This is a genomic window from Pseudoalteromonas sp. JC28, assembly GCF_013319255.1.
Classification (GTDB): domain Bacteria; phylum Pseudomonadota; class Gammaproteobacteria; order Enterobacterales; family Alteromonadaceae; genus Pseudoalteromonas.
Window position 1 is genome coordinate 489,143 of record NZ_QOKX01000003.1, and the last position, 19,859, is coordinate 509,001.

Below are 19,859 nucleotides of genomic sequence, written 5' to 3' on the forward strand. Positions count from 1 at the left end.
GAGATATTATTTTGATGGCAAACGAAGAGATACAACCTCTCAACATTGACACACTTTTACAGCCAATCCTAGAATGCGAATCGCAAAATAGTTGGCCATTATTACTACCAAAGTTACTCGATGCCTACCCACAGAGTGCAGAGCTAAGCTATCGTGTAGCTGTCATTTTAGAACAAATTGGGGCGTTAGCCGAAAGTGAAAAAGCCTACTTTCACTGCATTGATCTTGCGCCCAAAAATTATCTAGTTTACTTGTACCTTGGATATTTACTAGAGACTAAGAGCGAGGAGAATACGGCACTAGCATGTTATGCCCTGTGTGAAACACTGACAGGCAGCTTTAAACGGCTTCAGCTTGCCAATAGCACAGCTCCTCAAACGCTTAAACGTTTTCAAAAAGCTTGGCAATGTATGGAAAGAAACCTTGGTACTGCATCAAGCATTGAGTCTGGACGCTGGGTTCAATACAGTAGTAAGCCCTTTGAAACACCTCAAGCACCACATCTTTTTTACGTACCTAATCTAACTGCAAAACCAATCTGGCTGGCACAGCAATTTTCATGGTATGAAAGCTTTAGCACCATGATCCCCGACATCATTAAAGAGTTTCACGCTACTTTTAATACCGCATCTTCGCACCTTACCCCCTATTTATCGGGTAAAGAGTATGAAAGCGTATTCCCAAAGCTTGCAAACAGCAACAACTGGCAAGCACTATCCATTTTTAAAGAGGGGATCGAAGACGTTTCGGTGTCAAAGCACTTTCCTATTCTAAAAAAGGCTTTAGAGAAAGTGCCTTACTACGGCTTGACGGCATCCCCATACGAAGTGTTTTACTCTAAGCTAGCAAAAGGCCAAACTATTACTCCACATTATGGCCTTTCCAATCACAGTCTAACAGTACATTTGGCTATAGATATTCCCCACGACTGTTACTTAGAGGTCGATGGTAACCGCATTTTATGGCAAGAACATCAACTCACCATATTCGACGACTCTTATTTGCATTTAGCGCACAACGGTAGTGACCGAGATCGGATTGTACTTATTTTCTCCATTTGGCACCCTGATCTATCATTAACTCAGCGCCGAGCAATCCAGTTAGAGTTTTTAAATAGGCAAAACCTCATTGACAATTTAAATGCAACTCTGAGTGAATACAGAAGCGATCACTAGTATCCCAATTTTCGTCACGGCAACCCTTCAACTTGCCACAAAAGGGGTTGTTACTATGCAAATAGTCCGTAACGTTAAGACTGACCTTATAATTTAAGGTCTCCCTGGATAATTTCGGGGGGCGACCCCCGTTTTTTCAAGCTAGCCATATGATAAATCACAGTGCTAGAATCCCATCACAGCCTTCAAAAAAACGTAAATTCATGCAAAAACCGACCATCACTATCCATTACTGCGTACTTTGCCAATGGATGTTGCGAGCAACTTGGCTTGCACAAGAGTTACTTTCAACTTTCTCTGACGATTTACAACAAGTCGCGTTAGTGCCAGCAAGTAAAGGCGTATTCAAAATTTACTATAACAATACGCTAATTTGGTGCCGAAAGGCGGATGAAGGTTTTCCTGAAGCCAAAGTGCTCAAAAGAAGGGTGAGAGATTTGTTAGATCCTGAGCGTGATTTAGGTCATGTGGATAAATAACTAGCTAACAATGATGGCTATAACTTAATCCCGGGATTACAGTCGGGCCTAGCACCGCTCAATGAGATGAGCATCTGGTTCTGCTTCACGGACGAATTCCAGCACATGGTCCAGACCTGAGTAGCTCAGATTTAGCCCCGTGCGTACGGGGAACACGGGATTGGTAGAAATCCTCGATGGTGGCAACCCGGTTTAGCCCCGTGCATACGGGGAACACTCTAAAGATATATCACTGTTTCTATTAACAAAAATCACCATTGCAATTTTCACCAAAAATATTGGGTACAAATTCTACGTATGTTTACTCGGCTCAATTGTTAAAGATCGGGGGTTTCTCTTGAAATAATGTATAGCCAACAGACTAATAAACTTCACTATACTTGCTCAGCAAAATCGATGAGTTCCTGTCCTGTTAGGCGATAAATAATCCACTCGTTTTGTGCTTTAGCACCGATGCTTTCATAAAAGTCGATTGATGGTTTGTTCCAGTCAAGTACCACCCACTCAAAGCGACCGCAATCCTTTTGTAGTGCAAGTCTTGCGAGGTATTTCATGATCCCTTTACCTGCACCAACACCGCGCTTATCTTGTGATACATATAAGTCTTCAAGATAAAGACCGTGCTTGCCAAGCCAAGTAGAATAATTAAAGAAATACACTGCAAACCCGATTGCTTCGCCATCTAGTTCACAAATAACGCTGTGTGCTCTGGCTTCTTTACCAAACAGTTTCTGTTCTATTTCTTCCACGGTATTGAGCACGGCATCTGGCTCTTTCTCATAAATTGCAAGTTCGTTGATAAAGTGCAGTATCGTCGCGGCATCAGCTACTTCTGCTGGGCGAATTGAAAGGCTCATAATGGCTCCTGTATGTAGGTTTTAGTCAGCTTAACAAATTGTAAAGGGGGATGACAGCACCTTTCAGGCAGCAGCAAAGTGAACAAACTTTCCAGCTCGTTCGTATAAGTAGCTAACCGTTTTTATATAGGAAGAGGTTAGTATGCAAAAGACGATCTTTGCCTTTTTGATGTTGCTATTCAGCGCTCAGGGTTTCGCAAGCACCAGTACTCTTGTAAATCAATTTATAGAGAACCCTCAACAAGTAGGCAAAACAAGTCGAATGACCTATTTGTTTTGGGATGTTTATGATGCCAGCCTTTATGCGCCTCAAGGAGCGTACTCTCAAGATCAGCCTTTTGTATTGGCACTACATTATTTACGCGAGCTTGATGGCAAGGAGATAGCAAAACGATCTCTTAAAGAGATGGAGAAGCAAGGATTTAATAATTCGAGTCAAGGTGAGCGGTGGCTGGCAGAAATGGAAAAAACTTTCCCCAATGTCTCTAAAGGGACCATGCTCTTTGGTGTAAGAACCCCCGAAGGAACTACACAGTTTTACCAAGATAAAAAGCTTATTGGCGAAGTGAAAGATTCGGAATTTACTACCCGCTTTTTCAATATTTGGCTCGGTGAAAAAACATCCGAACCAGCCATGCGGGCCGAGCTTCTAGGTCTAAAGCAGAAATAGCATATGGCTTTTTCCGTTAATTTCACCTTCGCTATTTGGCTCACATATAAAAAGCAATAGCACTCAAAGAGGCATCAAGCCTAAGGAGAAAACAATGCGCATCACTCTTGCAATACTCACTTTATTTTTATTGTCGGCATGCAGTTCGGGCATTGACGGTAAAAAATACTCGACACTCAAACCGCAGTTCAACCCCTATGAGTTTTTTGTTGGTGACATAAAAGCATGGGGGATAGTCCAAGACAGAGATGGTAACTTAGTTCAACAGTTTACTGTTGATATCAAGGGCTCGATTAATAACAAGTCAGAGCTTGTTTTAGATGAGTCCTTCAACTATCTGCTCGGTGATGGCGTGAAAACACGAGTTTGGACTATTACAAAAGCATCTAGGAACCAGTATTCAGGCCGCGCCGACGATATCCTCAACTCGGCATCGGGTGAAACCTACGGCAATGCGATGAATTGGCAGTATAGAATGGACTTACCCGTTGACGACACAAGCTACGAAGTACACTTTGATGATTGGATGTGGTCTTTTGACCAAACCACCCTTATGAACCGCTCTTATATCGAAAAGTTTGGTATTGTGATGGCCGAAGTAACAATATTTATGCAAAGGCAATAATAATTACGCCAAATCAACTTCAATTTAACCTTCTTACTCGTGTATTTGTCTACAATTTGTAGACAAATACACCGACTCCACTAAAATCCACACTATTCTCGTAGCGCGACTAGTGCCCAACACTGAGAAGTGCTCAATAAAAAATGCCGCACCAAAAAGTTTTATTGCTGAGTAAAGCGCAAGAAACTGCGGCAAGATCGTAGCTAATAAGAACCAATAGGAACCCCCACCATGATAAAGAAGATACTAGCTGGAGCCGTAGCGCTTGCGCTTGTCGGATGTGTTAATACCGAAAATGAACAATCCAATAATGCGGCATTGACACAATCTGTGAAATATCCAATCACTAAAACAGGCACCGTTGTAGACAACTACTTTGGCACGCAAGTAGCGGATCCATATCGCTGGTTAGAAGACGATAAAAGTGCAGAAACCGCAGCGTGGGTAAAATCACAAAACGAGGCAACACAGGCATATTTATCGCAAATTCCATATCGTAAAGACATCGAAAAGCGCCTCACCGAACTACTTGATTACGAGCGTGTTTCTCAACCTTTTAAACACGGCAACTATACCTATTTCTACAAAAATGATGGGCTGCAAAACCAAAGTGTTTTGTACCGCCAAAAAGAAGGTGGTGAGGCTGAGGTATTTTTAGATCCAAACACCATGAGCGACGATGGCACAACATCGCTTGCAGGATTAAGTTTTAGTAAAGACGCTTCATTGGTGGCTTATCAAATTTCCGAAGGTGGAAGTGACTGGCGTAAAGTGATTGTGCTAAACGCCGAAACAAAAGAGCAGGTTGGTGAAACGCTGGTAGACGTTAAGTTTAGTGGTATTTCGTGGTTTGGTAATGAAGGCTTTTACTACTCAAGCTATGACAAACCTAAAGGCAGTGAACTTTCTGCAAAAACTGACCAACATAAGGTGTATTACCACAAGATTGGAACACCTCAAGTTCAAGACAAGGTCATTTTTGGTGCCACTGATGCGCAAAAACACCGCTATGTTTATGGTGGTGTAACAGACGATAAAAAATATTTGGTGATCTCTGCTGCGGTATCTACCTCAGGTAACAAGCTATTTATTCGTGACTTAAGCAAACCAGATAGTGACTGGGTAACAATTTTAGATCATACCAACTCTGATACCAGTGTGATCCACAGTGAAGGCGACACATTGTTCCTAAGCACGAACTTAGATGCGCCGAACCGTCGTATCGTTAAAGTTAATGCGAAACAGCCACAACCAAAAAACTGGCAAGATGTGGTCCCAGAAACCAACAATGTACTATCGGTTTCAACAGGTTCAGGTTACCTATTTGCGACTTACATCAAAGATGCAATTTCATTGGTAAAACAATATGACTTCACAGGTAAGCTGATCCGCGATATTGCGCTTCCAGGTGTAGGTACTGTAAGTGGCTTTAGCGGTGAGGAAGAAGATAAAGTACTTTATTACTCATTCACTAACTACAACACCCCGAGATCTATCTTTGCTTTCGATGCAAAATCTGGCGTCAGCGAATTATATAGCTCAGATAAAGTAGATTTTGATTCAGATGCTTACGTGTCTAAACAGGTTTTTTACACCTCGAAAGATGGCACCCGCGTACCGATGATCATCACCCATAAAAAAGGGCTGAAACTGGATGGTAACAACCCAACTCTGTTGTACGGTTATGGTGGGTTTAATGTCAGTCTTAAGCCTTACTTTAGCCCTACACGTGCAGCTTGGTTGGAGCTAGGTGGTGTTTATGCTGTAGCAAACTTACGTGGCGGTGGCGAATATGGCAAAAAATGGCACAAAGCAGGTACTCAAATGCAGAAACAAAACGTCTTTGATGACTTTATTGCTGCAGGCGAATACTTAGTATCTGAAAATTATACTTCAAGTGAAAAGCTTGCAATTAACGGTGGTTCGAACGGTGGTTTGTTAGTAGGTGCAACGATGTTGCAACGTCCAGATTTATTCAAAGTGGCTGTACCTGCGGTTGGGGTACTTGATATGCTGCGTTACCACACGTTTACAGCTGGAGCTGGCTGGGCTTACGATTATGGTACAGCGGAAGACAACAAAGAGATGTTTGAATACCTGAAAGGTTATTCACCTGTACATAACGTAAAGGCTGGCGTAGATTATCCAGCAACCATGATCACAACAGGTGACCATGACGACCGCGTAGTACCTGCACACTCTTACAAGTTTGCAGCTGAGCTACAAAGCAAACACACAGGTCCGAATCCAACGCTTATTCGTATCGAAACCAATGCCGGACACGGCGCAGGCACACCAATAAGCAAGACGATTGAACAGTATGCCGATATTTATGGCTTTACGCTTTACAATATGGGAATTAAGTCTCTTTAAGCATAAGCCAAGCTTGAAAAGCCATCTGTAAAAGCAGGTGGCTTTATTCAAATAAGAACTTATCTATGATCAGTTGCCAACAGTATGATTATATCGAGCTGGCGTGCCTAAAACGCCTAGTGGTTACTATTGAGATGAAAGGTGGTGAAGTTGTGCGTGGCAGCTGCAAAAACACGACTATAGTCGAGGCTCAGGAGTGTTTAGTTTTAGAGCAAGAAAGCCAACCAGTCACCGTGGTGCTGACAGAAATTGCCAGTATCTCGGCCGATACTGACAACCCCTATTTTACTACATTAAGATTTTAGTGATAACGCCATAAAAACACTTAACGGGTTGTCGCGGTACATACCAAAGCGTTCACATCGCTCAAATCCCAAGCTCTCATAAAGACTTATCGCACTGGCTTGCTTAGAGCCGGTTTCCAGCCGAATAAGTGGGATCTGCGCTTCACCTGCATAGTGAAGCAAAATTTGCATAATACGTTTAGAAAGCCCTTTACCTCGATAGCTAGGTTTTACGTATAAGCGTTTAATTTCACCGTATAAGGTTTTATCAAACTGCTTTACAATCGCACCGCACGCTACAATGCCCTCTTCATTTTGTAAGCCAACGGCATACACGTTAGGTTGGTTAATTTCTTCTATTGATAAAGACTGTGCACTTGCGATTGGATATAAGCTGTTCATAAGCTTATCGATTTCAGAAAACACCGCGACTACTTGTGGGTCATCTGACTTTAACTGAATTAATTGCATACCTGCCTCTGAGAAGTAAGGCCAATTTGTCCTGCGCCCATAAACTGAGCAATATTATTACTATTCTGACCGACGTCAAACTATACCGAGTTAGAAATAATAAGCAAATTATCGAGGTGAGATGATGGGCTGAATGCCTGCGGAAATTTGATAATATCGCTATAAAAATAAAGTAACAATCTGTTTTAAATAAATAAAATATAAGAACTCTGAACTGTTACAAAGTGTAAGGTGATGGTATGAATTAAATACTTTTAGGTAAATAAGAATTTTTCATTCTTATTCTGTCTGGCGAGCATCATGCTTTATCGCGCCGCTCTTAAGTATTGTTACTTTGGTTTCTACAGACTGTTTGCTCTTGCTTGGAAAGCTCAGTAAAGTCAGTAATAACAACACGCTTGTTAGCGCTACAATCAGCGGAATAGAGGTATGCGAACTTGTGTGTGATGCTCTATGGGGCATAAACAAACCTACGAAAATTAATTTGTCTTCCCTAAAAACCAATCCTTTTTAACCAAAAACAAAAATAGCACTTAGTTAAATATGATTACTTTTTATCACACCTAAACTTTTAGTGCTATATCTCTTAAAAAAAACATCAAAAAGTATTAATTTAATCGTTTACTAATGACGTTGCTGTTCATTCACTTTCCACCTATCCAACTAACGGGCCTCAACCAAAGTTATTAGCTTGCAGCTTGAAGGTTGAACTGTTTATTCACTAAGCTTTGGTAAAGCGAAGAGTGTTGCATCAAATACTGATGATCTCCCTGTGACTCAATCTCACCTTTGTTAATGACGATAATATTATCAGCATCCATAACCGTACTGAGTCGATGCGCGGCGATAATTGTAGTACGACCTTTTTTTGCATTTTTCAGGGCAATTTGAATAGCTGCTTCACTTTGTGAATCAAGGCTTGCCGTTGCTTCATCCAACAGCAGCAATGCAGGGTCTTTTAATAGTGCTCGCGCTAATGCAACTCGTTGCCTTTGTCCGCCAGACAAAGTAATGCCACGCTCACCAATTTGAGTATTCAACCCATCAGGTAGTGTCGCTATAAACTCTGCTAAATCGGCCGTGGCAATGGCATGCTGTAATTGTTCATCATCTATTGCCTCATAAGCACCGTAGACCAAGTTTTCATATAAGGTGCCGCACAACAGCGGGCTCTCTTGCGCAACGTAGCCAATTTGCGCTCTTAAATTGGCTCGGTCTAACTCTTCAACATTAAGCCCAGCAATTTCAATGTAACCACGTTGCGCCTGATAAAAGCCCTGCAACAAAGCAAAGAGTGTAGACTTACCAACTCCTGATGGCCCAACTATAGCGGTCGTTTTTCCACTTAAGAATTCACAGCTCAAGCTTTTAAATACTGGTTTATCATCAGTATAACTAAAAGATAAATTGCGAACATAAATTGACTTATCAGTCAGGTTAATCGTATGACCACTTTCATTTGGTGGAGTCGTAGCTAAGATCTCGTTAATACGAACAGCCGCTCCTTTTGCTTTATTAAACGCGGCTACCACCATGCTTAACTGCCCCATCGGCAACACGATGTTCAGTAAAAACATAATAAACGCAACAAAAGCGCCTAGCGTCATCGCACCGTTGGCAGCCCTTGATGCGCCAAACCCTAGAACTAACACTATCGAAGCCATGATCACTAAATTCACCAATGCGCCCATGGTAGCTAAAAGCGTATGTTCTGACATTGCGGTTTTATAGAGTGACTTCAATTCATTGTTATTCTTTTTAGCTTCTGTTTTCTCTGCACCTTGTGCTCTTAGTAAGCGGATATTGGCAAACAGTTCGGTTAACCTTCCAAGCATAGAGGCTTCAGTATCTTGTAATGACTTAGACAGATCCGTTAGCCTCACGGAAAATGGTAAGATAATCAGAAAACTAACCGTAACTGCACTGAGCATCACGAGTGTCATTTGCCAGTCTAAAAACCATAGAATAATAAAAGAACCAAATAATGAAACTACACCAGATATAAAAGATACAGACTGCTCACTCACTAGGTTTTCAATAATTTCAGTGTCTTTTACGATGCGATTCGCCGGCTCCCCAGCCCTTGTGTTATCAAAGAAAGAAACAGGCAAACGAATGAGGTGCTGAAAAAGGTCTCCGCGTAATTTAAGCTTTTGCTCATTGCCAATTTTACCCATGATATAAGTCATCAACCCTGTTAGCACAGCGGAAAATACTAATACCATAATTAATATGACTACCTGTTCATTTGAAAAATGACCATTTTCTCCAAGTTCTTCCAGCAGATTTTTCGTTTGCAAAGGCACCAACAAACCTAAAATACTAGAGATCAGTGTAAACAAAACCAGAGTTGATAGTAATAGGTGACTTGGCCGCGTACGCCTGACTAGTTGAATTAAAGATGATGTATTGTTCATAATTATTATGTCCCCCGTTGAATAGACAACATAATAATTGACCAAACTTTAAATTTAGTCAAATAAAAACTGACCTATTGGTCATTTTTGATTTGACTGTATACTGCAATGTGAACAGGAGGAGCTATGTCTGATAAGCGGAAATTAATACTAGCATGCGCGGAGCAGTTACTTTTAGCTGAGGGCGATAGTGCCTTTAGCATGCAAACTATCGCCAATAAGGTGGGCATTTCGAAAGGTGCTATCTACTTACACTTTAAGTCAAAAGACGAACTACTATTAGCCGTTTTTGAGAGTCAAACAGCGGATTTGCTGGATAAAATAAGAGCGATATTAGAAAGTGATAAATTGACTCCAATAGCCAAGTTAAAACAACAAATCCGCTTCCAGCACGAAGATTTACAGCAGTACCAAGCGATGTTTCAGCTCTTATTGCAGGAGGAGTCACTGAGCTTTTCAAATAACTTGATCATGTTCTATCAAGAGTTTCGCTTAACGTGGCTTACGCTACAAGAAGGTTTTTTACTTGAAAACTATGGCGAGCAAGTTCGTCCATGGAAAACCGATCTTGCGATGACCCTTGATGGCATTATTGCTAATTATCTTTCGCTTCCTGTGATTGAAGGTATTGATTTCGACACTGAAAAGCTGGTTAATTGGGTAGTCTCATGTATGGACTCAATTTGTACAGCGCTACCAAATCAAGCACTGTTGCCGGTATTAACCGAGCAGGACTTCCCGTCCCAAAAAGAGATCGAAGCCAAAAAACGACAACTCCACGAACAAAAAATCCAACAAGCTTTTATACAGCTCCAAGAAAAGTCTCAGAAGCTAAAACTCACACCACAAAAGCGTGAGATCGTAGACCACACAATCGCTCTATTGGAAGCTCAACTACAAAGTAAAAACCCCGATACCGTATTAATCAGGGCACTTATCGCAGGACTTAGAGACTACAGGGGGTTAAATACTCAGCGCCAGCTACTCGCAGAAAGACTCAATGTAGAGGCGGTGTAATCCACTGAGTAATGTGGTACTCGTACGGTTAGAGGAAAGCAAAATCTTGCTTTACACTGCTGACTATTTTTCTTTTAAGAATAAGACTCTCTTAATCAATCCATCGACGACTTCATAGGTCGCGATGGCTTTATAATTTGATTTATATTCCTCACCATCACGCATTAGACAAAACTCTATAACCTCAGTATCTACAACAAAGCGCCCTTGGATCTCTCTGTTACTTATTTTGGCGCTCAGGCAAGTGACCCTATTAAAAAGCTGTGTATAGGTTTTCTTCAGTTTTTCTTTCCCGGAATACGCTATTCCACCAGGAAAGTAGTGAATTTCTACATCATCGTGATACGTTGCGACGAATGCATCTATATCTCGCTTGTTATAGGCCGCTACCTGTTGCTCAACAATCGCGGTGATATTCTCCTCATTAGTCAGGTCTTGCTGTGCATAAGCTTGGCCACTATACGTAAGTGCGTTGAGTGAGCCTGCGATGACCACTGATAAATAACGTTTCAATTTGGAATCCTTTTATTATTTTTAACCATATCACCCTTTTTGGGGTACAAAGACATATTACAGTTTATAGACTTGATATAGCAAATCGCTTAGTCTCAACGTGAAATCCGTCATCGTTTATAGCCGATTCTTTCTAAGCCATTCGCTCAGTTCAGTATTACCGTGCGCATCGGTATGCCTGTGGGTCTCATGAATACGGTACTTAGACTCAAACTTCTACGATCTACAAGCTTTACACATTCTCCTAAACCTCTCTAGATTGACCACAAATCCAGCAAGTTAATCATGAACTGCTATATTGTTTTATGAGGATATTATGGGGGGATACGATGCTAACAGCACTAAAAGACAGTATGCCAATTTTGATTGTTACATCTGAGTGGTATGTCAGTCACACAACCGCCGTTGCGGAAAAACTGTTCGCTCCCGTCGATCACGTCATCAATAAACACCTTGAAGACTTATTCATCTTTCCTTTATGCGTAGAAGAACAGCAAAAGACGATTGCTGATGGTTCTTTGATACAAGTGTCGTTGCGCACATCACCAAACGTACAATTTTTGCTGTCGTTTTATGATGTTCGCAGTAACGAAATATTTGTACATATTGCCGAGCTCTCTACTTATTATTGTCAAAATCCATTAGAAGACGAACAAACTCGAATTTTGCGCCACGCCGTTAACAGCGCAAACCTAGGTGTTTGGTGCTACGACCTCCTAAACAAGACTGCGTATTTTTCTCCTAAGTTCAAATCACTGATAGGTCTCCCGGCCTCAGCAGAGCTTGACTGGGACACCTTAAAAAGCATGATTTACCAAGAAGATCAGCCGCTATTTGCCGAGCTACTCGCTCACCATATTGAGCAAGGACTTATGCTGCATTTTGAGTTCCGACTTGAGGTTAGAGGAACAATTCATTGGTTTGAATTTAAGGGAGAGCAAGTTAAGTATTGTATTCGCACACACAGTGTTTATGGGATTTTAGCTGACTGTACTCACGAAAAAGATATGTTAGTCGCATTACATGATGCAGAAGAAAGTAAAGAACTTGCGATGCAAGCGGGGAAAATAGGTACTTGGCGAGCAATACGAGTAGCGAATCAATGGATCTGGAATTGGGATCATCAGGCCAATGATATTTTTAAACTTTCGGAAGACGATATTGGCAATTTACACCTCTGGGAAGCAAGCCTTCACCCCGACGATAAAGTACGTGTTACGCAAGCGCTAGAAGCCTCATTGAATTCAGGCAAAATCTTTGAACAGCGCTATCGCGGCCTGCTTAACGACCAGGACATTGTTGTAGTGTATGCCAAAGGTGTTGTAGGACTTGATGAACAGGGTCAGCCAGCACGTATTGATGGTGTTGTTATCGATCAAACCGATGTATATATTGCCCAGAAAAAGCTCCAACACATTAATCAAGAGTTAGAACAACGCGTCGCAGAGCGCACCGCCGATCTTGAAGCCGCGATTATTAAAGCCGAGCAGGCCAATCGCACTAAATCAGACTTTTTGTCCATGATGAGCCATGAACTCAGAACCCCAATGAATGGTATTATTGGCTCCTTAGATCTCATGGCGCTCTCAGATCTAGATGAAGATAACCAAGAACTCTTAGAAACTGCGTCTATTTCAGCCAATAATTTAGTCTCAATATTGAACGACATTTTAGACTTAGCCAAAGTTGAACAAGGGAAAATGGAGCTTGAAAGCTACCCATTCTCCCCTTCCAAAATGCTCAATAACATTATCAAAACCTTCGAAGCCCACGCGCGAGACAAATCAGTAAAATTAACGGTGCATGAGGACATAAAGCTACCGCTAGAAGTGATTGGCGATGAAAATAGAGTGCGGCAAATTATCTTTAACGTTGTCAGCAATGCCATCAAATTTAGCGTTGCAGATAGAGAAGGCGGCGCGAAAGTCACCATCAATGTGCACTGGGCGTGCGAGGGCGTAGCCTTATCTCACTTGATATTTAAGATAGAAGACAATGGTATTGGCATTGCACCGGAAGTCCAAAAGAAACTGTTTACCCCCTTTACACAAGCCGAACGCTCTATCACGAGAAAGTACGGCGGCACCGGATTAGGGCTTGCAATATGTGGCAAGCTTATTGACTTAATGGGCGGCAAGGTCGCCTTAAAAAGCAAATCCGCTGAAGGCTCAACTTTCACCATTACCATTCCTATTTGGCGTCCAAGAACACAGCAGCAACCCAATATTATATTTACTACGCTTTATTGGTTAAGTGATGCGCCTTGGCAGAGTTCGTTGGCGCTGACTCAGTTGTACAATGCCTGCACGCATTTTTGCGATGAGATCAAAGTCATCGAGTCACCCAGTGAAATCAAAGAGACTGACGATACTGCACTTGTTCGTGCTGTCACAACGCAAGTCGCCCCCTCTGCAGAGCAAATACGCTCACCTATTCCAGAGTTAGTATTTGTTGATGAAAAGGCGTTTGCTAACTTGAACAGTACAGCGTTAACCACACCAAAACCAATTGCACCGCAGACTCAATACGCTATCGGCCAATTATTGAGCAAGCTGAAAGTAAGTCAGCAAAGTGACGAGACTGATTTAGGTGAATTAAACGATCTCAGTGAACTAGATGCGCTACTTTCACTAGACGATAAAGTATCTAGCCCTACCGATGATGAATCGGATACTAGTGGTAAGCAGCATATACTCCTTGCCGAGGACAATCCCTTTAACCAAAAACTCATCGTCAAACAGCTTTCTAGACTTGGAGTTTCCTGTGATATCGCCAATAACGGCAAAGAGGCCTTGGCGATGTATAAAAGCCAGCAATATCAGCTTTTGTTGACGGATTGCCATATGCCGGAGATCGATGGCTATGAATTAACTAAGTTAATTCGCGCATTTGAGTCCAAAGAAGAGCGCAGCGCCATTCCTATTGTTGCCGTCACAGGCGCTGCTATGAAAGGGGATAAAGAGCTTTGTTTAGATAGTGGCATGAATGACTATGTTAGCAAACCGGTGCGATTACAAGAGCTTAAAAACACCTTAGGTAAATGGTTAGATATGGACTTTACACAATGAGCAAAACCCTCAACCCTCAGGTGCTTATCGATTTAATAGGTGATGATTTTGCTACGGCAAAAAAGTTTTACACCGACTTTCTAGTACAATCGAAATCTAGTTGCGCAAAAATTAAAACTGCTTACCAAACTCGTGCCTTTCAAGCGTTAAAAGACGAAGCCCATTACCTCAAAACCTCCGCAAAAGCAGTGGGTGCAGAGGTACTAGCTGAACATCTACAGGCGTTAGAATATTCAGCACTTGATAACAACACCACTGAGTGCGCCGAAAAAATAAAAGCGATACACCATGAGATCGGCAGCGAGTTTGTTCGAGAATTAAAAGCCTATTTAACCTCTCAGTCGCAAAATTAAAGCGCAATCGGCTGCTCAGCGATAGCCGCTTTGAGCCCTGCGCGCTCGAACTTCACAACATCTTCTTGATGCTGGTAGTGATAGACCCAAATATTTTTAATGATGTCTTCACGATAGCTCATCAACAACTCATCAAGGGAGCAATGGCTGGGATTAGTTGCAAGACCACAGTCATGAAAAATAACTTCGCCGTTACTGACGTGATGATGGAGCAGCTCAGGAATCGCCTTAGTATCACCACTGTAAAACAAGCTACCAGGGAGATGTAACGAAAAAGCGCTATTGGGCTCATGATGACGAACGGCATAACTATGTATACGTTGCCCACGATGAAGAAAGCTTTCTGAAATTGGAAATAAACGAAAGACCTGCCAAACACCACAGTTACCTTCGCTTAGCCCAGTGTAGGCGAGCATATTACACAACCCAACGATTAACTCTGCTGGGGCATATAACGTGATTTGGTGCTGACTCAATGCTGCCTGAAAGTAAAGCTGCTCCAATCCACTAACATGGTCATAATGAAGGTGGGTGATAAACACAGCATCGGGTAATGACGAAAAATGCTTTTTATAACGCGACACCGTATCAAAGCCACAATCTATCAATAACCAAGGTAGGCCTCTGTGGGTCAATACACAGGTAGAGCACCCAAGAGTTGCAGCGCTGGCGGCACTTCCAACTCCTAAAAAGACTGCTGCGTCTGGTTTACAGTGACTATCAACGAATGATTTCGGATTGACAGCGTGTAGCTTGGTCGTGTCTTTCATTGCACTGTTAGGAAAATAAACAAACAATAGTGTCAGACTACATTGTCGAATTTACAACCACATGACAGTCATATCTGCAAACTTTTGGTTCAGCTCACTATTTGATTTCGCTATTTTGACCACTCAAAAGTTCGCTACCTTCTTAATCTATTGATTTTTTTATATCTTCATTCTGGTATAACTATTGCTGGATGATAACATCATGTCATCACCACTATGGAAAATAACAACAATGAAAAAGCTCTTCACCAGTTTAGCTGTACTTAGCCTTTTATCTGGCTGTGTTGTGCATATCTCTCCAAGCGCAGCAGCAACCAAAACACTCCATAAATCTTTGCAACTCAACGCTGCAGACATCAGCAAACTTGATGCAAATACCACCTCGGGTAATATCCAGATCATTGGATACGACAATCAACAAGAGATCCAAGTGGAAGCCTCCGTGTTAACCACAGAAGCAGAGAACTACCAACTTACATTGGAAAAATCAGGTGATACCGCCATATTGGTAGCCGACTCAGATACAAGTTCTGGTGTACAATGGTATCGCAATAATAGCCCTAGAATTGACTTAACCATCACCATGCCAAGCCAACTTGCGCTAACACTTGATGACAGTTCGGGGGATATAGCCATCAAAAATATCAAAGGTTTTATCAAACTAGATGATGGCTCTGGCAATATAACGTTGGAAGGTATTCAAGGTGCTGAAATTGATGACGGCAGTGGCAATATCCATATCACTAACGTCCAGCAACTTGTTATCGACGATGGTTCTGGCGACATAACTATAAAGGGATTAGTCGATACACTAGAGTTGGAGGATGGCTCGGGTAATATTGATGTGACTGGCGGCACAGATATCAAAATAGAAGATGAGTCTGGCGATCTAACCCTTCGCGGTTTTAGCGGCAACGCAGATATCATTGATGGCTCTGGCGCACTGGTTGTTGAAGGCGGACGCAATATTAAAATCGATGATGAATCCGGTAATATTCGAGTTCGTCACGCCCAAGGCGATGTCACTATCGTTGATGGTTCGGGCAATACGGATATCGAAGCAGTGAAGGGCCACGTTCAAATAGAAGACGGCGCTGGAAATATTCGTGTGGTAAATGCCGGCTCCTTGACCATTACCGAATCAGGCTCAGGCTCGGTGAAAATAGATAGGATAGCTGGAGCCGTAAAACTAGATGACTAGCTGAATCACTTTAGTGTGGAGCAATATACGATTGTTCCACACTAAAGTTCAACATTAACTCGAGACTATGTGTAAAGTCAGATCGTCCTCTTGACAGGTTTCTACGCCCATCCATGGGCTTCTTTGATGCCTAATGACAAGGCACTCTCTCATCCCCCAACAAACTTAACTTCTCGGCGGGTAAACCGTCTCCTACAACACTATTTGCACTGTGAATTAGGAAGCATTCTGCGATGATAGCTTTTGCAATGCTTTAAAGCAGCTTAATCGCTAAAATCGTAGACGATCTCACAAGCAACGTATTCTCCCTCCATCACAACCGAAAAGCATAAGTCGATATGCAATGTGCCGACAGGATGTCGGCCAAGTCTTTTCTGGCATCATGGACGTGCCTTACAAGGCGGTTGCACTATATCGGCTTAGGGTTTGAGGATTAAGTGTGATGCTGGGGCGACGTTTTCTTGGTTCGTTCTTTTTCGTCGTTTAAAAAGAATGAACGAGGAGCGCATGGATGCGCTTTGATACGAGCCATGGAGGGTAAGGCTAATATGTCCTCCTGACGGATTTCGACGCCCATCCATGGGCTACGACTATCTTTTCTTTGCTTGCCCAAAGAGAAGGTAGCAAAAGAAAAGGCACTCCCAACATCACACTGACTCCTCAAGTAAATTACCAATATGAACGTCACCGCTTTTCACGCATCCATGCGTTGAAATGACTCATTGGCAATTTACTTTCAGGTGTGATGAGGGAGATACAAGGCGCTGATAGTTTTGTTTGGTGCTTGCAGGAAAATTAGCTGCTTTTGAGAGAAAAACTAGTGCACACGGCCAATACCACACCAGAAAATATAACTGTTCGGCGAGTGAATCACCTCCCACAAAACTATTTAGACTGTTAATTAGGAGTTCACACCGATCGTTTTTGTGGTGCTTGTAAGCTAACTAGCTACTTTACTGGATAAAACCAGAACTAACAGACAGCGCGATTCCCCCCTCCATCACACCCGAAAAGCATAAGTCGATATGCAATGTGCCGACAGGGTGTCGGCCAAGCCTTGTCTGGCATAGGGACGTGCCTTACAAGACGGTTGCACTATATCGGCTTAGGGTTTGAGGATTGAGTGTGATGCTGGGGCGACGTTTTCTTGGTTCGTTCTTTTTCGTCGTTTAAAAAGAATGAACGAGGAGCGCATGGATGCGCTTTGGTACGAGCCATGGAAGGGCAAGGCTAATATGTCCTCCTGACGGATTTCGACGCCCATCCATGGGCTACGACTATCTTTTCTTTGCTTGCCCAAAGAAAAGGTAGCAAAAGAAAAGGCACTCCCAACATCACACTGACTCCTCAAGTAAATTGCCAATATGAACGTCACCTCGGTGTAAGGGCCATCCTTGGCCCTGTCACCGCTTTTCACGCATCCATGCGTTGAAATGACTCATTGGCAATTTACTTTCGGGTGTGATGAGGGAGACACAAGGCGCTGATAAATTCTTGTGGTGCTTGCAAACAACTATGTTTCTGATGGCTTTGTGGACAGCTAACAGACAACTTATTCCCCCCTCCATCACACCCGAAAAGCATAAGTCGATATGCAATGTGCCGACAGGATGTCGGCCAAGTCTTGTCTGGCACAGGGACGTGCCTTACAAGGCGGTTGCACTATGTCGGCTTAGGATTTGAGGATTAAGTGTGATGCTGGGGCGACGTTTTCTTGGTTCGTTCTTTTTCGTCGTTTAAAAAGAATGAACGAGGAGCGCATGGATGCGCTTTGATACGAGCCATGGAGGGTGAGGTTAATATGTCCTCCTGACGGATTTCGACGTCCATCCATAGACTACGACGACCTTTTCTTTTGCCCAAAGAATCGTTGCGCAAAAGAAAAGGCACTCCCAACATCACACTGACTCCTCAAGTAAATTACCAATATGAACGTCACCGCGGTGTAAGGGCCATCCTTGGCCCTGTCACCGCTTTTCACGCATCCATGCGTTGAAATGACTCATTGGCAATTTACTTTCGGGTGTGATGAGGGAGACACAAGGCGCTGATAAGTTCTTTTGGTGCTTGTAAGCGACTTAGCTGCTTCAGGAGATAAAATCAGAATTAACAATCAGCGCTACTTTCCTCTCTCCAGCACACCCAATAAGCATCCGAATGCTGAATAAAAAAATGAGTTAAAAATGCTTGCCTTTTATGTAACAATAGCGCGCAAATAAAAACCAATCGCAGCACACTAGGAAGTAGTACTGTGTATTGGTGGAACGGCTTTAACCAACAACAGTGGACATAAAAAATGCAAACAAGGATTGTGGTGTATGGTACTAACCATCCTGTACATGTCGTCGATTTTGAACTCACGACCTGTATCAATAGCGGCTTTTTACTCAAAGCGAACCTAGAATCCCAATTTGACCTGGCTGATGAGTTACTCGTCGGCAATATGCTCACGTTTGAAATTGAGTCACCAGATGCAATATCAACGTATTTCACTGGTACTTTGTTTGATATCCAATCTGGTTTTGTGTCTGAGCACACCTGTAGTGCAGAGGTGGTCTTAAAGCCTCGCCTTGAGTTACTTAAGCAAACAGAAAAAAGCCAAATCTTTGTACAAGCCAATGTTCAGTCTGTCCTCAATAAGTTGATACAAAAAGCCGGCTATTCACAAGACCGGATAAAATGGCGAGTCACTAAAGATTTACCCACGCTACCGCAGTGCGTACAAGCGCTAGAAAACGACTACACCTTTTTCACCCGACTCTTAGCAAAGTACGGCTTAATTTATTGGTTTGAATGCCATGATTTTATTGAGTCGATAGTGATTGCCGAGGGGAATCTTGCAAGCCCCTATATTGAGCGAGGCTTGCTGTCGGTAACGGATAAAGATGGTCTGGTGCACGAACATGAAACCGGCTTTGTTGGGTTTACGCAGTGCCAAAGCCGCCATCGTTTTAGAATGGGTGGCTCACAAGTGCATATGAATGCCCATCCGCCAACTTCGGTCAGCTCGGCCCAGCGCAGTTATTTTGAGCCTGCTGCACAAAACCCTGCTGAGCAATTTGAGCGCACTGGCAATCTCGAGCTTGCCTATCAACAAGGTAAAAATGAAGTCACGCTGGTAGGAAACGTAGCTGAAGCCAATGCCGGTTATTCGTTTTCGTTAAATGGTAAATTGGGCACAGCGAAAGGTGGCGATTATACCTGTATTCGCAGTAAACAGGTGTATAAGCAAGGCAGTGCCAATGACCCTAAGCAAGTTGCATATCATAGCGAGTCGGTGTGTGTACCACGAGGTGAGCCAATACGTATCGCGCCCCCAGAGCATAGTCCCAAGCCGATGGTGTTTACCGCCACAGTGCGCTCGCTGTCGGGGTCAAAGGCCAATCCTCATCTAGATACCCAAGGGCAATATGCCACGCAAGTACATTTTGATAGTCAGGTGACTGAATCGGTAAAGCGCCTCACACAATATGCCTGTCGTGGTCAAAAGCAACCGACAGGGTTACACTTTCCACTGCTGCCAGACAGTAATGTGCTCATCGGTTGTATGAACAACGACCCTGACCAAAGTTACTTGTTAGGGTTT

The 19,859-nt window shown here is 42.8% G+C and carries 16 protein-coding genes; 11 read left to right on the forward strand and 5 right to left on the reverse strand.

The window, feature by feature from the left end; translation table 11 throughout:
* The first annotated feature begins 14 nt into the window (after positions 1-14).
* Positions 15-1,175, forward strand: coding sequence for an aspartyl/asparaginyl beta-hydroxylase domain-containing protein (locus DS891_RS09775; protein WP_010603950.1), 1,161 nt, complete (start codon positions 15-17; stop codon positions 1,173-1,175).
* Between the two features lie 203 nt (positions 1,176-1,378).
* Positions 1,379-1,654: a SelT/SelW/SelH family protein gene (locus tag DS891_RS09780; protein WP_010603951.1), complete on the forward strand. Its 276-nt coding sequence runs from the start codon at positions 1,379-1,381 to the stop codon at positions 1,652-1,654.
* 374 nt (positions 1,655-2,028) lie between these two features.
* Here the strand turns inward: DS891_RS09780 and DS891_RS09785 are convergent, their stop codons facing one another.
* Positions 2,029-2,511, reverse strand: coding sequence for a GNAT family N-acetyltransferase (locus tag DS891_RS09785; protein WP_010603960.1), 483 nt, complete (start codon positions 2,509-2,511; stop codon positions 2,029-2,031).
* Positions 2,512-2,653: 142 nt separating this feature from the next.
* On the opposite strand from DS891_RS09785, the gene DS891_RS09790 reads away from it, so the two are divergent.
* The 4 genes from DS891_RS09790 (at position 2,654) to DS891_RS09805 (ending at position 6,484) form a co-directional block, all read left to right on the forward strand.
* Positions 2,654-3,181, forward strand: a complete 528-nt coding sequence (locus DS891_RS09790) for a chalcone isomerase family protein (RefSeq protein WP_174169684.1) — start codon at positions 2,654-2,656, stop codon at positions 3,179-3,181.
* A 94-nt stretch (positions 3,182-3,275) separates the two neighbouring features.
* Complete coding sequence (locus DS891_RS09795) at positions 3,276-3,806, forward strand: DUF3833 domain-containing protein (protein WP_174169685.1); 531 nt, start codon at positions 3,276-3,278, stop codon at positions 3,804-3,806.
* 231 nt (positions 3,807-4,037) lie between these two features.
* Positions 4,038-6,179 carry a prolyl oligopeptidase family protein gene (locus tag DS891_RS09800; RefSeq protein ID WP_174169686.1) on the forward strand — a complete coding sequence of 714 codons (2,142 nt, stop codon included), beginning with the start codon at positions 4,038-4,040 and terminating at the stop codon, positions 6,177-6,179.
* Positions 6,180-6,244: 65 nt separating this feature from the next.
* Positions 6,245-6,484 (forward strand): Rho-binding antiterminator, encoded by a 240-nt coding sequence (locus DS891_RS09805; RefSeq protein WP_174169687.1) that lies wholly within the window; start codon positions 6,245-6,247, stop codon positions 6,482-6,484.
* Here the strand turns inward: DS891_RS09805 and DS891_RS09810 are convergent.
* Together DS891_RS09810 and DS891_RS09815 are read right to left on the reverse strand one after the other, a co-directional pair.
* Complete coding sequence (locus DS891_RS09810; RefSeq protein WP_010603965.1) at positions 6,473-6,934, reverse strand: GNAT family N-acetyltransferase; 462 nt, start codon at positions 6,932-6,934, stop codon at positions 6,473-6,475. The two genes, DS891_RS09805 and DS891_RS09810, sit on opposite strands and share 12 nt — an antisense overlap.
* A gap of 686 nt (positions 6,935-7,620) precedes the next feature.
* Positions 7,621-9,351 (reverse strand): ABC transporter ATP-binding protein, encoded by a 1,731-nt coding sequence (locus DS891_RS09815; protein ID WP_174169688.1) that lies wholly within the window; start codon positions 9,349-9,351, stop codon positions 7,621-7,623.
* Positions 9,352-9,477: 126 nt separating this feature from the next.
* Here DS891_RS09815 and DS891_RS09820 point away from each other — a divergent pair, with 126 nt between their 5' ends.
* Complete coding sequence (locus DS891_RS09820; protein ID WP_010603967.1) at positions 9,478-10,368, forward strand: TetR/AcrR family transcriptional regulator; 891 nt, start codon at positions 9,478-9,480, stop codon at positions 10,366-10,368.
* A gap of 63 nt (positions 10,369-10,431) precedes the next feature.
* Here the strand turns inward: DS891_RS09820 and DS891_RS09825 are convergent, their stop codons facing one another.
* Positions 10,432-10,881: a nuclear transport factor 2 family protein gene (locus DS891_RS09825; RefSeq protein ID WP_206471703.1), complete on the reverse strand. Its 450-nt coding sequence runs from the start codon at positions 10,879-10,881 to the stop codon at positions 10,432-10,434.
* A gap of 329 nt (positions 10,882-11,210) precedes the next feature.
* Between DS891_RS09825 and DS891_RS09830 the strand changes: the two genes are divergently transcribed.
* On the forward strand, positions 11,211-13,949 hold the full coding sequence (locus tag DS891_RS09830) for an ATP-binding protein (RefSeq protein WP_174169689.1): 2,739 nt from the start codon (positions 11,211-11,213) through the stop codon (positions 13,947-13,949).
* Positions 13,946-14,302: an Hpt domain-containing protein gene (locus DS891_RS09835; RefSeq protein ID WP_010603970.1), complete on the forward strand. Its 357-nt coding sequence runs from the start codon at positions 13,946-13,948 to the stop codon at positions 14,300-14,302. Before DS891_RS09830 ends, DS891_RS09835 begins: the two co-directional genes overlap by 4 nt.
* On the opposite strand, the gene DS891_RS09840 is transcribed toward DS891_RS09835, so the two are convergent.
* Positions 14,299-15,072, reverse strand: coding sequence for an MBL fold metallo-hydrolase (locus DS891_RS09840; RefSeq protein WP_174169690.1), 774 nt, complete (start codon positions 15,070-15,072; stop codon positions 14,299-14,301). The genes DS891_RS09835 and DS891_RS09840 overlap by 4 nt on opposite strands.
* A 232-nt stretch (positions 15,073-15,304) precedes the next feature.
* On the opposite strand from DS891_RS09840, the gene DS891_RS09845 reads away from it, so the two are divergent.
* Positions 15,305-16,273, forward strand: coding sequence for a hypothetical protein (locus DS891_RS09845; RefSeq protein ID WP_174169691.1), 969 nt, complete (start codon positions 15,305-15,307; stop codon positions 16,271-16,273).
* A gap of 2,296 nt (positions 16,274-18,569) precedes the next feature.
* The coding region (locus DS891_RS09850) for a contractile injection system protein, VgrG/Pvc8 family (protein ID WP_254605791.1) at positions 18,570-19,859 on the forward strand (1,290 nt) is incomplete at its 3' end.

What these genes read in the sequence shown, in the direction of transcription:
- DS891_RS09775 (WP_010603950.1), top strand. Translation starts at nt 15, where the DNA reads ATGGCAAACGAAGAGATACAACCTCTCAACATTGACACACTTTTACAG.
- DS891_RS09780 (WP_010603951.1), top strand. Translation starts at nt 1,379, where the DNA reads ATGCAAAAACCGACCATCACTATCCATTACTGCGTACTTTGCCAATGG.
- DS891_RS09785 (WP_010603960.1), bottom strand. Translation starts at nt 2,511, where the DNA reads ATGAGCCTTTCAATTCGCCCAGCAGAAGTAGCTGATGCCGCGACGATA.
- DS891_RS09790 (WP_174169684.1), top strand. Translation starts at nt 2,654, where the DNA reads ATGCAAAAGACGATCTTTGCCTTTTTGATGTTGCTATTCAGCGCTCAG.
- DS891_RS09795 (WP_174169685.1), top strand. Translation starts at nt 3,276, where the DNA reads ATGCGCATCACTCTTGCAATACTCACTTTATTTTTATTGTCGGCATGC.
- DS891_RS09800 (WP_174169686.1), top strand. Translation starts at nt 4,038, where the DNA reads ATGATAAAGAAGATACTAGCTGGAGCCGTAGCGCTTGCGCTTGTCGGA.
- DS891_RS09805 (WP_174169687.1), top strand. Translation starts at nt 6,245, where the DNA reads ATGATCAGTTGCCAACAGTATGATTATATCGAGCTGGCGTGCCTAAAA.
- DS891_RS09810 (WP_010603965.1), bottom strand. Translation starts at nt 6,934, where the DNA reads ATGCAATTAATTCAGTTAAAGTCAGATGACCCACAAGTAGTCGCGGTG.
- DS891_RS09815 (WP_174169688.1), bottom strand. Translation starts at nt 9,351, where the DNA reads ATGAACAATACATCATCTTTAATTCAACTAGTCAGGCGTACGCGGCCA.
- DS891_RS09820 (WP_010603967.1), top strand. Translation starts at nt 9,478, where the DNA reads ATGTCTGATAAGCGGAAATTAATACTAGCATGCGCGGAGCAGTTACTT.
- DS891_RS09830 (WP_174169689.1), top strand. Translation starts at nt 11,211, where the DNA reads ATGCTAACAGCACTAAAAGACAGTATGCCAATTTTGATTGTTACATCT.
- DS891_RS09835 (WP_010603970.1), top strand. Translation starts at nt 13,946, where the DNA reads ATGAGCAAAACCCTCAACCCTCAGGTGCTTATCGATTTAATAGGTGAT.
- DS891_RS09840 (WP_174169690.1), bottom strand. Translation starts at nt 15,072, where the DNA reads ATGAAAGACACGACCAAGCTACACGCTGTCAATCCGAAATCATTCGTT.
- DS891_RS09845 (WP_174169691.1), top strand. Translation starts at nt 15,305, where the DNA reads ATGAAAAAGCTCTTCACCAGTTTAGCTGTACTTAGCCTTTTATCTGGC.